The sequence below is a fragment of the Clostridium sp. BL-8 genome (assembly GCF_002006495.1).
Lineage (GTDB): Bacteria > Bacillota > Clostridia > Clostridiales > Clostridiaceae > Clostridium.
On record NZ_LZZL01000131.1, the window covers coordinates 1 to 11480 of the forward strand.

10 protein-coding genes and 2 pseudogenes are annotated in these 11480 nt (G+C 33.2%); 4 read left to right on the top strand and 8 right to left on the bottom strand.

Annotation, left to right across the window (positions count from 1 at the left end; translation table 11 throughout):
• From CLOBL_RS25320 to CLOBL_RS25330, 3 genes and pseudogenes are all read right to left on the bottom strand, one after another.
• Positions 1 to 229, bottom strand: a pseudogene (locus tag CLOBL_RS25320) (alpha/beta hydrolase); the annotation flags it as partial.
• A 78-nt stretch (positions 230 to 307) separates the two neighbouring features.
• A pseudogene (locus tag CLOBL_RS25325) lies at positions 308 to 982 on the bottom strand (Ig-like domain-containing protein); the annotation flags it as partial.
• Between the two features lie 646 nt (positions 983 to 1628).
• Positions 1629 to 2210 carry a flavin reductase family protein gene (locus tag CLOBL_RS25330; protein WP_077861540.1) on the bottom strand — a complete coding sequence of 194 codons (582 nt, stop codon included), beginning with the start codon at positions 2208 to 2210 and terminating at the stop codon, positions 1629 to 1631.
• A gap of 282 nt (positions 2211 to 2492) precedes the next feature.
• On the opposite strand from CLOBL_RS25330, the gene CLOBL_RS25335 reads away from it, so the two are divergent.
• Positions 2493 to 2885, top strand: coding sequence for a MerR family transcriptional regulator (locus tag CLOBL_RS25335; RefSeq protein ID WP_077861541.1), 393 nt, complete (start codon positions 2493 to 2495; stop codon positions 2883 to 2885).
• A 98-nt stretch (positions 2886 to 2983) separates the two neighbouring features.
• Here the strand turns inward: CLOBL_RS25335 and dnaB are convergent, their stop codons facing one another.
• Together dnaB and CLOBL_RS25345 are read right to left on the bottom strand one after the other, a co-directional pair.
• Positions 2984 to 4297, bottom strand: coding sequence for a replicative DNA helicase (gene dnaB / locus CLOBL_RS25340; RefSeq protein WP_077861542.1), 1314 nt, complete (start codon positions 4295 to 4297; stop codon positions 2984 to 2986).
• An 11-nt stretch (positions 4298 to 4308) separates the two neighbouring features.
• Positions 4309 to 4773 (bottom strand): DnaD domain protein, encoded by a 465-nt coding sequence (locus tag CLOBL_RS25345; RefSeq protein ID WP_143323959.1) that lies wholly within the window; start codon positions 4771 to 4773, stop codon positions 4309 to 4311.
• A gap of 121 nt (positions 4774 to 4894) precedes the next feature.
• Between CLOBL_RS25345 and CLOBL_RS25350 the strand changes: the two genes are divergently transcribed.
• Positions 4895 to 5332 (top strand): ImmA/IrrE family metallo-endopeptidase, encoded by a 438-nt coding sequence (locus CLOBL_RS25350; protein WP_077861544.1) that lies wholly within the window; start codon positions 4895 to 4897, stop codon positions 5330 to 5332.
• A gap of 234 nt (positions 5333 to 5566) precedes the next feature.
• On the opposite strand, the gene CLOBL_RS25355 is transcribed toward CLOBL_RS25350, so the two are convergent.
• Positions 5567 to 6490: an SDR family NAD(P)-dependent oxidoreductase gene (locus CLOBL_RS25355; RefSeq protein ID WP_077861545.1), complete on the bottom strand. Its 924-nt coding sequence runs from the start codon at positions 6488 to 6490 to the stop codon at positions 5567 to 5569.
• A gap of 205 nt (positions 6491 to 6695) precedes the next feature.
• On the opposite strand from CLOBL_RS25355, the gene CLOBL_RS25360 reads away from it, so the two are divergent.
• The gene (locus tag CLOBL_RS25360; protein WP_077861546.1) at positions 6696 to 7529 is read left to right on the top strand and encodes a helix-turn-helix transcriptional regulator; all 834 of its coding nucleotides are present in this window, start codon (positions 6696 to 6698) and stop codon (positions 7527 to 7529) included.
• Between the two features lie 219 nt (positions 7530 to 7748).
• Here the strand turns inward: CLOBL_RS25360 and CLOBL_RS25365 are convergent, their stop codons facing one another.
• Entirely contained in the window at positions 7749 to 8993 is a 1245-nt protein-coding gene (locus CLOBL_RS25365) for an ammonium transporter (RefSeq protein ID WP_077861547.1), read from the bottom strand.
• A gap of 527 nt (positions 8994 to 9520) precedes the next feature.
• On the bottom strand, positions 9521 to 10474 hold the full coding sequence (locus CLOBL_RS25370) for an AraC family transcriptional regulator (RefSeq protein ID WP_077861548.1): 954 nt from the start codon (positions 10472 to 10474) through the stop codon (positions 9521 to 9523).
• Between the two features lie 362 nt (positions 10475 to 10836).
• Between CLOBL_RS25370 and CLOBL_RS25375 the strand changes: the two genes are divergently transcribed.
• Positions 10837 to 11480: aldo/keto reductase (locus CLOBL_RS25375; RefSeq protein WP_179117838.1), on the top strand; the 644-nt coding region annotated here is incomplete at its 3' end.

Below are 11480 nucleotides of genomic sequence, written 5' to 3' on the forward strand. Positions count from 1 at the left end.
CTAACCCAAATGGTTCATTTTCTTCAATTTTATCAGAACGCAATACTCCTCTTTGGTCAAATATAATTACATTAACAAATTCAGATAATATTGTAGCCTGATATTGCAAATCAAAACACCCCTGTCCTGGACCGCCATGCAACATTAATAAAAAATCCTTATGTCTTTTATCATAAATCTGAACATAAATTTTTTTCCCATCTCTCATAGTTATAAACTGTTTTTCCATAGGGTTAACTTCCTTTCTACACATTTTGTTGTAATAATTAAACAATCATTAGTTCACTTATTTACTGTTATGAATCAATCATAACATATTTTGTAAGCATCGTATTTTTCTATTTTCAAAGAACATTACAGGTACTGTAATAGTAACTGTTCCTGCATGTGGAATATCTCCAACATTAACTACTATTTTGGAAGCACTTGAACTCGAATCAACTGTACCTTGAGTAGTTGTTATTCCACTAGGCAGAAATTGAATATGATTTGGAGCATTATCATTAATTACTACTGCTTTCGCTGTCTTTGAACCAGTATTAGTAACTACTATGGTGTACGTAAAAGTATCACCTACCCATACAGATTTCACACTCGCTGTTTTTACAACACTTAATGTAGTATCTGGTACTCCATTAAATATAATCGAAACATCACCGCCAGCATTATTGGTATTATCACCTTTCGCATATGCAATATTAACTATGGCACTTGCTCCTGTGGTAGTTCCTCCATTATTACCATCATTATTTGTAGTTACATTTACAGTACATGATGCACTTAAGTTACTTCCATCAGTTGTAGTTGCTGTTCCCGCACCTATAGCTGTTACTTTCCCTGTTGAATCTACTGTAGCTACTGATGAATCACTTGATGTCCACTTTACCCCCACGGCTGCTGGAGTTGTCGTTGCAAATAAATTATCTGAATCTCCTTCTGATAAATCTATTGTTGCTTTGTCTATGGTTATTGATTGAGTTTGTTGGTTTGGATCTACTAAATGACCTGTATCATCTATGTCTATAGCATCTAACATCCAATATGGCTTACGGTTCAGGAGGAAGTAAAAAAAAAGCTTTAACTGCTTCTTAAAAGAGGTCTTAACTGATCCTCTTCTGTTTACTCGCTATTATTACTTGGCTTTTTATACCTTTGAAGGTTATGCTCGTTCATAATTACATTATTCCATTTACGTCAGTGATTGGCATAGGTTCTGCCCTGATACTGTGGAGTACTGCATTAGCAATGTTACTAAAGGGGAATAAGCTACTAAATACTGTCTTAAAATAATAAGATATATTATGATAAAAGAGATTAGTAAAAATTTATGATAAAAACTGATGATAGTTTACTTTTTTATATTCTTCATGAACAAGAGTTGAATTACTCTTGTTTTTTATTTGCTAATATCGTCCATAAACGCTCGTTCTAGAGACGTAAGTAAAGGTTTTATAAACATACATATTATACTGTAAGTCAAACTTTTTATAAACTTATAAACTCTTAATATAGGTTATATGAAATGTTTTAAATACAAATAGACTTAATGCAATACCTATAAAATTATATATAGCCACATGTTGGATATTACTTCCCCCATGTGGCTATTTTTACATTTATGTGCTAATTTATTGCTTATTAGGTTTGAATTCTCTTCCTATAGAAAATCCAGTTCCTAAGTTATTACCTAATCCATAATAACATCTGTCACTACCTGAGAATAAGATAGGTCTTATTTTGTCAGTATTAGGTATTTCTTTTTCATCAAGCATTTCTTCATTAACTTTCACATCTACTATTTCCCCTATAAATTGGGTATGAAAACCTAAGTCGACGATTTGTATTAGCTTACATTCTAAATTTATTGGAAATTCTTCAACATATGGCGCGTCCACATAATTTCCTTTTACTGCAGTTAAACCAGTGGCTAAGAATTTGGAATTATCACGTCCACTCGATATTCCAAAGTAGTCTATTTCCTTTACATAATCCTCACTTGGAATATTAACTGTAAACGCCTTGTTTCTAATAATATTTTCATAAGTAAGAGTAGCTTTTCTGAGACAAACTCCTATAGCTGCAGGTGCTCCGGAAACTAAACCTCCAATTGCTGCAGTCATTACATTTGGCTGCATATCTGTATTATAGGTTCCTACTACCAAAATTGGAGCTGGAGAGAAAAGTGTTTTTCTAGATATACTTTTTTTCATATTTTATCCGCCTTTCATAATATGTTTTTACTTAATTACATTTGTAATTTATTTTAATAATGTTTTCTTTTTTCATTTTATACTATAGTTTTTGCACTAGTCTTATCTAATATCAAATGATATTACAGTATATTTTAGGTAATCATTATTAACAAAACCAAGGACTCTTCGTATGCTCCGCTCATTATTTTTCCTCCATATTGAAATTCACATATCTCTGTGATATGATTAGTCTATTACATTCAAGTAACTTTAAGTCAAGTAATTTTAGGAGATTTTTTTATGATAAATTTTAAGTATGGAACAGAACCAATATATACAATTAATCAAGTTTCTGAAATAACACACCTATCTAAACCTACTATTCGATATTATGAAGATATTGGATTACTTTCAAATATAATTCGAGATAAAAACAATATCCGTTTATTTTCTGATGATAATATAATGAGATTAAGAATGATCCAATGTTTGCGGAGTACAGGAATGGGAATTGAAGTAATTCGCCACTATATTGATATTTCCAATGAGAATCCAATGAGTGTTGATGAACGCTACTCAATAATTATTCAACAAGAAAAAATACTTTTAGAAAAAAAAGATGAGATTGAAGAACAACTTGCTTTTATTCAACATAAAAAACTTAATTGTGAAGAAGAGCTGAGAAGTAAGTAAAATGGTTATAAACATATATACATATTTTAGCTGAAACTATAAAGGTAAACAGATTTTTTATTTTTTAATCTTTTTACCTTAAAGTGAGCATTTATAATTTATCTATAAGCCAAATCCCCTATCTTCTGAAACCTATCTACATACGCAAACTTTAAGGTTCCAGTTCTTCCATTACGCTGCTTGCTTATGATCCATTCAATTATTCCTTTATCTTCTGACTCTGGATTATAATAATCATCTCTGTACATAAACATTACTAAATCTGCATCCTGTTCAATATTTCCGGATTCCCTCAAGTCTGAAAGCATAGGTCTTTTTTCTGCTCTTTGTTCTACGGCTCTTGATAATTGACATAGGAGGATTACATTCACTTCTAATTCTTTTGCTAAACCTTTAAGGCCCTTTGTAACTTCTCCTATTGCCAAATCTCTAGTCCCTCTTTCCGGAATATTCATTAAAGTTAAATGATCTATTATTATTACATCTAATCCATGAGCTTGCTTTATGGCTTTTGCTTTTGCCTTTATTTGAAGTAATCCTTGGTTTGAACTGCAATCTGTAAATACTTTATTTCTCTTAGCTAATTCATTAGATATTAATGTAATTTTTAAAAAATCATCATCGCTTAATTTCCCAAATCTTAGTCTTTCAGCCTCTATATTTGCATTGTAAGACAGCCTTCTTATTCCAAGGGATTCCTCTGTCATTTCTAATTCTGATAAATACACAGTGTAACCATTTTTGCCTAGTCCATCCATTATATTTAATGCAGTTAATGTTTTACCCATAGATGGCCTGCCAGCTATTATGACTAATTCTCCTTTTTGCAATCCTCCAGTTCTCTTATCAAAAGCAATAAATCCTGTTTGCATTCCAGGTATTTCCCCACCCTTTTGATACCTTTTTTCTATTTCTGTTAATGTCTTAACCATAAGGTCACTATCACTGAATATTGAACTTTTATTTTTCATATCATTTGCAAGATTTTCTGACATTTTACTTATAACATCTTGAGGCGCTGAATTTTCATCATACATACACTGCATAGCTCTTGATAATTCTTTAATAGCTTTTCTTTTATAGGACTTGTCCTTTAAAATTCTTATATACTCTTTTGCTTTTATTGGCAGCCCACCTATAGCTATATCAGTTATATAGGTTATTCCTCCAGCATTTTTAAGATTATCTTTACCTATCTCATTTACTAAAAGTGTTATATCAATATCCTTCCCTTCTGCAAATAGCTTACATATAGCAGCATAAATAATTTGATGTGATGCCTTATAAAAATCTTCTACTTTAACTTCATTAATTATTTCTGCCAATATTTTATTGTTATAGAATATCCCACTTAATATCTCCTGTTCACACCTAATATCATTTGGGAGTGTTTGTATATGGTTAAGGTTCATCCTACCCCTCCTTAATTATCTAGGACGCTGTCTCCAAAATCTTTATAAGCACCAGCATTGGCTCTTTGCATTGTTGCTTTCTTATCTCTGCCATCTGCTTTCCAGTTTTGCAATATAGCCAATAAATATTTATAATTTATCTTTCCTCTTTTCATGGATTCTGTGGCAGCATCTATCAGCCATTTAGCTGAATATACTTTAATATCTGCTGCTATAAATTCCATAAACTTAGGTGACATGATGAATCCACATTTTTCGAAATGTTTAAAAACTTCATTGTTAGAATGGACAACTACTTGCAGGCTTTTTATATTATCCTTATCTAAACTGCTCTTACCTCTCTCTACATTACTCTTATCTATACTAATCTCATCTAATCTTATCTGAGTATCCGTTTTGTATACAGATTGAATACAACTTTCTAAACCATTAATTTTCCCCAGTGTATAAGCTTTATTTTCTTTTAATGACAGCATAGATTTTTCTTCCCTGTAAACAGTTTCTTTATATCTATCCTTTTGAATATAGTTGTGAATTCGCCAATGCTTTATAACAATTACACCGCTCTCATTGATAAATGAAAATATAAAGTCTGTTTTGAATAAAATTATAGATAAAAAAGTCACCCAGCTAAAGAAGAAATATCATACAAAAAACCCATTTGAACTTTGTGAATGTCTTGGAATAAAAATTTTATATGAGAATCTTGGTAAAAATATAAATGGATTTTTTCAAGCTGCTCCTCGTAATAAAATAATTCACATTAATATCAATTTAGATGAATCTTCAAGATACTTCACATGTTCACATGAATTAGGACACGCTCTCTTTCACAGCAAACTTAACATATTGTTTTTAGAGAAAAATACTTTTGTCATTAAAAACAAACTGGAAAATGAAGCTGACTATTTTTCAGCTAATTTAGCTATTGATGAAAACGATTTAAAAAGTGATAATTTCGAAAGTATGACTGTTGAGCAAATAGCCGCACATCTCCATGTACCTATAGAATTATTAAAATTGAAATTCAAGTAAACTCATCAGAGCTTCTGAATTTGACAATCCTTTTGTAAAATGTTTTTAGTTCGCATGAAAAATATCTTATCGTAAATCTCAGATTCGTAGAATCTGGGATTTACTTTTTATGCAAAAAGAGCTGTGCACTAATTTTAGTGCACAGCCTCTTTACTAAACTCGACTTAATTATTTCCAAGAGAGTGTTAGTTTAAATATCATTCATCACAATAACTAAAATAACTTGTGAATTATTCAGTCCTTTGGGAGAGTGGCAAGTAACTTGCGGGTCTCAGCCACGACCCTATCGCTAAACTCGATGTCTTGTACCTGTGTAGAGGCAGCCATGGGCTTCCCTTTTTCGTCATAGTACCCTCCAGTCACATCGGACGTGTCAGTCAGAACTTTGGTAATAACTCGAGCTGCTAGTTTTGGGGTGCTCATGTACTTGATAAAGGGGGCCAGCGGTGATATTATATACTTCCCAATAAACATGAAGAAGGCATTTGCTTCGCGGCCAAGGTTAGTACCGGGGCTGAAACCGGGCTCTACAGCGTTAAATCGCAGACGAGGTATCTCACGCGCAAACGCGAAAACCGTCGCGAGGTTGCACTGCTTCGAGGTAGCATAGGCATCGTAGCCTGGCATCGTAGAACCCCCTGGTTTCCATTCGCCACGTGCGCTCGCCTCAGCAGAGATATATCTCCCACCTCGGTATCCTGCAGAAACAGAGAACTTACGTTCAGGGTCCTCAACAGCCGAGCAGGTAAACACGATATTCGCACCGTCTAGCAGATGGGGAATAAGTGCCTCCGTGAATGCAAACGGTCCAAGGTGATTCGTTGCGAAAGCAAGATCCCACCCCTGCGCGCTCCGACCGCTCTGCATAGGCATAATACCAGCATTATTCGCCAGACCGGCGATTGGAAGCTTTAGGTTCACGATCTCCGCAGCCGCCCGGTGCACACTCCGTATATCGGCGAAGTCGCAGACGACTGATAGCGCGTGACCTCCGTGCTGCGCTTCTATTTCAGCTTTAACCTTGCTTAGTTTATCAGGATCGCGACCTACCAACACGACAGTGCCATGATTGGCAAGTTCAAGTGCAGTCCGATAGCCGATGCCTGACGTAGGGCCAGTGATAATCCATGCTTGTGTAGTATTTGTAGTTCTATTCATAATAATTCCTTTCAAAACTAATTACAATAATTTATGTTTTTATTTTAATTTAACCATAACATGATTTTATAATTCAGAATCCTTTTACTTCTGACTTTGAGTTAACCAAATTGGCTTGTAGTTATCTTATCATCTAATTTATAATAATAGGAAGGTAATTATACTAGTATAATTACTACTAGTGTTAATAAAGGAGATAAATGCCATGGATAATTCAAAACAAAGATATAAAGAATTTGGAGACTTTTTAAAAACTCGCAGAGCAAAGATATTACCATCACAAGTTGGTTTACCCGAAGGTACACGCCGCCGAACCCCTGGTCTTAAACGAGAGGAAGTTGCCTCTCTTTCTGGAATCAGTTTAACATGGTATACATGGATTGAACAAGGACGTCCACTACAGGTCTCCACACAAGTGCTTGAAAGTTTATCAAGAACTTTGATGCTTGATAAGCAGGAGACCATACATCTCTACACCCTTGCCGAGCAAGCACCTCCAACAAGCATCCCCAGCCACCATGAATCTGTTAACCCGATGTTGCAGCATCTACTGGAGAGCTTAGAATTTTCTCCTGCAATTATTATGGATGCCTGTTTTAATGTGATTGCGTGGAATAAAGCTGCTTCAAAACTCTCATTGGATTACAGTAAAATCGATATTTATAAACGCAACATGCTTCGAATTATGTTTACAAATGAAGAATTAAAAAAAACATTTACCGATTGGAGTTCTGTCGCACAAGGTATGGTTGCAAGATTCCGTACTGTCTACAGTAAATTTATAGACGATCCTTGGATCAAAGAATTTGTAAATGAACTTAAATGCGAAAGTAACGAATTTGATTCGTGGTGGTCAATGCATGACGTAAAAATGGAGGATAATCGATTTAAACTCATTATTCACCCAGTTTTAGGTAAATTGGAGTTTGAGGAAACAAGTTTGTTGGTTGCCGATAATACCAGCTTAATAATGAATGTATTCACACCTCAGGCCGGAACTGATACAAAAGAAAAGATAATACAATTTCTTAAAATTTAAACCATAACACAAATATCCTTAATTCTGCGTAAAAGTTAGACCCCCTAAACTAAAAAATTCCCCAAAATAACTTTGGGGAACATATAAAACACATTACCAAACTTTCTAAATGAACATAATACTTAAAAAATTTATTATGATTATTATTTTTTCTATGTGGTAAGACTCGAATATTTAATATTATACTTTCTCCATTTTATGCATTCATGCATTATATTCCTAGTCTAATCCATTAAATGCTGGATAAGCAGATTCCCCATGTTCAGCTACATCAAGTCCATCAGCTTCTTCTGAGCTATCAACTCTAATATCCATAAACATTTTCATAACTTTTATAATTAAGAAAGTCATGCCACCTGCAAATATTATTGTTATTACAATACTCATTATTTGTGCAATGAAAAGTTTAACATCTCCATAGAAAAGACCATTCCATTGTGCTGCAGGATTAATTGCAGTTTGTCCAAAAATTCCAGTTGCAATTCCACCCCAAATTCCACCGATTCCATGACATCCAAAAGCATCAAGTGCATCATCATATCCAAACTTAACTTTTACTTTTTCCACAAAGAAGAAACAAATTGGAGATACTGCTATACCAATTATAATTGATGACCAAAGTGGAACAAACCCTGCTCCTGGTGTAATTGCAACTAACCCTAATACTGCTCCTGTTGCTGCTCCAAGTAATGTTGGCTTACCATGTTTTACTTTTTCAATTAACATCCATGAAAGCATAGCTGCAGATGCTGCAGTATTTGTTGTCATGAATGCATGTACAGCAAGTGGACCAGCTCCGAGCGCACTACCTGCATTAAATCCAAACCATCCAAACCAAAGTAATGCTACTCCAAGAACTACAAATGGAATATTATGTGGTCTATATGACATCATTCCATGTCCACGTCTCTTACCTAACATAATACAAGCTACAAGGCCTGAAATACCTGAGCTTATATGAACTACATTTCCTCCAGCAAAATCAACGGCACCTAAAGAACTTATTAATCCACCAGCTCCCCATACCATATGTGCCATTGGATAATATACTAAAAGTGACCATATAGCTACAAATATGAACAATGCTGAAAACTTCATTCTTTCTACTAAAGCTCCAGTTATAAGCGCTGGAGTAATTATTGCAAACATCATTTGAAATGCAGCAAAAAGCTCTTGAGGTATTGTAGGTGCATATGCTGAAGGCTCTGCTCCTACCCCATTAAAACCTAAGAAATTAAGTCCACCTATTATCCCATGAAAATCATTACCAAAAGACAATGAATAACCTACTAAAACCCACATTATTGATGCTAATCCACAAATAAAGAAGGAAGACATCAATGTATTTAAAACATTTTTCCTACGAACCATTCCACCATAAAAAAATGCAAGTCCTGGTGTCATTAAAAGTACAAGTGCTGAACAGATCAATATAAAACTGCAATCGCCTAAATTAATTTCCATATAAAATCCTCCTTAGTATATTAAATCTCAAAACAAAATTTCAGCTATTTATGTATAAGTTTTTTTAATTTTTGAATGTGCCTTAGATTAAAAGTAACTGCGCATTAGCTAAAAATTAATTTTTGAATTCTTTTTCTCAATTAATTATAATGTTCTATTTTTTTGTATAAAAAAACGACATCCGAAAATATACTTTTTAAAGTATGTTTGTCGAACATCGTCGTTCTTATTTCATAGTATATTATTCTCACGGGATTTTGTCAATATTTTTTACATTTAAAAATGCAAATGATTATTTTATTATCATAACGATGCCTAAATCCTCCAGTAATCTATAAAACATTGAATACATTTCTGGCCTAATAGTTTCCTTTTCCTTGATATTTATGGTCTATCATTAGCAAATTTGCTTCACTCATAAAAACCCCCGTGGGTTTTTGTGAAGGAAGAATGACTGAACTTAATATTAATTTCTTTGTTTATTAAGTAGTTTTACTGCTTTACTTCTTAGTATTATTAATTTTTCACTACATTTCATAATTTTCCAGTAACCATCTAATATCTTGTTTTGGCGGTAAGCCAAAAAGTTTCCTGTATTCCCTGCTAAATTGTGATGGACTTTCATAGCCAACCTCCATAGCTGCTGATGTTGCATCCATCGTGCCACTTAGCATTAAACGCCTTGCCTCCTGCAAACGAAGCTGCTTTTGATATTGCAGTGGCCCCATTGTGGTTATCGCTTTAAATTTATGCTGCAGTGTTGAAACACTCATGTTATTAGATTTTGCAAGTTCTTCAACATTAAAAGCTTTAGAATAATTCTCTCTAATCCAAGCAATAGCCTTTCCTATACCATCGGTATTTTGTTCAAATAATGCCTGTTGATAAAAAAGATGTGCATATTCACCTGTTAATAAGCGAAAAATCAATTCGCGTTTTATATGTTTAGAGAGAAATTCTATGCCTTTCGGATTTTCAATAAGCTTAAACAACCTTATAAATAAATCCAAAAGTTCAAAATCTGACTTACCAACAAATGCTCCAAGAGTAGAATTCTTTTTATTTGGTTTAAAGCTAATTTCAATCTCCATAGCAACTGATGCAATCTCTTTTGTCGTAAAATCAATACGTAATCCTATAAACGGTGAATCTTTCGACGCATTAATAACCTGACCAGATGCAGGAATGTCAATCAACGATGCAACATAATCTCCTGCATAATAATAAACCGTTTCCTTTCCCAAATGAAGTTCCTTCATTCCTTGTAAAATAATGCACAATGAAGGGGTAAGGACTCCTGGAGTTAATGGAAATGCGTAAGTATGACGGTTAATCGTAAGAAACGGAATAATAGTCTTAGTATTTCCCTCCGCATAAGTGATTTTTTCAGTCATAGCAATGATTTGACTCAATAAATCCTGACAATTCAAAGTATTTTCTGTATTTGTAATTGTTGAGTTATGAACTTTTTCTATATTCATATAATATTGCTCCTTTGTATTATCCTTTGATCCTTCTCTTAATTTTTATATAAATTCTAACTTACATAATAAATAAATTCAATATATCAAAATACTATAAATTTTTTAAAATTGCAGAATTGTGCAATCTATGTGCAGAAATTAACTAGCTATTTTCTTCGATTTGAACAATAATATATTCATACTTGTACAAGATTTAAGAAATCTACAGATTTTCTCATTGTAATTTGGATATATATAATTTAAGAATTATTTGCATTTCTGTATTTCAAATATTAATATATCCAATTATTAATATGAAATTCTATATAAATTTCAGATAAAGTAACTTTATCATATTTAAAATTAATGAGGTGAAATCATTGGAATATATACAATATGGAAAAACAGGACTTGAAGTCTCTAGACTAGGTCTTGGCTGCATGAGATTTCCAGAAAATGAACATGAAGCTATACAAATGGTACAATATGCAATTGACAATGGCGTGAACTATCTCGACAGCGCTTATGTATACAAAAATAGCGAAGTTATTATGGGAAAGGCTTTGAAAGACGGTTATCGTGATAAGATTATTCTAGCAACTAAAAGCCCAGTCTGGAACATTACAAAACATGAAGACTTCGAAAAATATTTAGATGAAGAATTACAACGTCTAGGAACGGATCATATCGATATTTATCTTTTGCATAATCTATACCCTGAAAACTGGGAAAAGATAAAAAAATATGATGGATTAAATTTCATTGATAAAATGATTAAAAAAGGGAAAATACTACATAAGGGTTTCTCTATCCATAGTACACTTACTGCTTTTAAAGAAATTGTAGACTCTTTTGATTGGGATATGACCCAAATACAACTCAATATTTTAGATGAACATCATCAAGTTGGTGTAGAAGGTTTAAAATATGCAGCACAAAAAGGTTTAGCCGTAAATATTATGGAACCTTTACGCGGTGGCTCTCTTCTTAATAATGCTCCAATGGAAGTTCATGATATGATCAA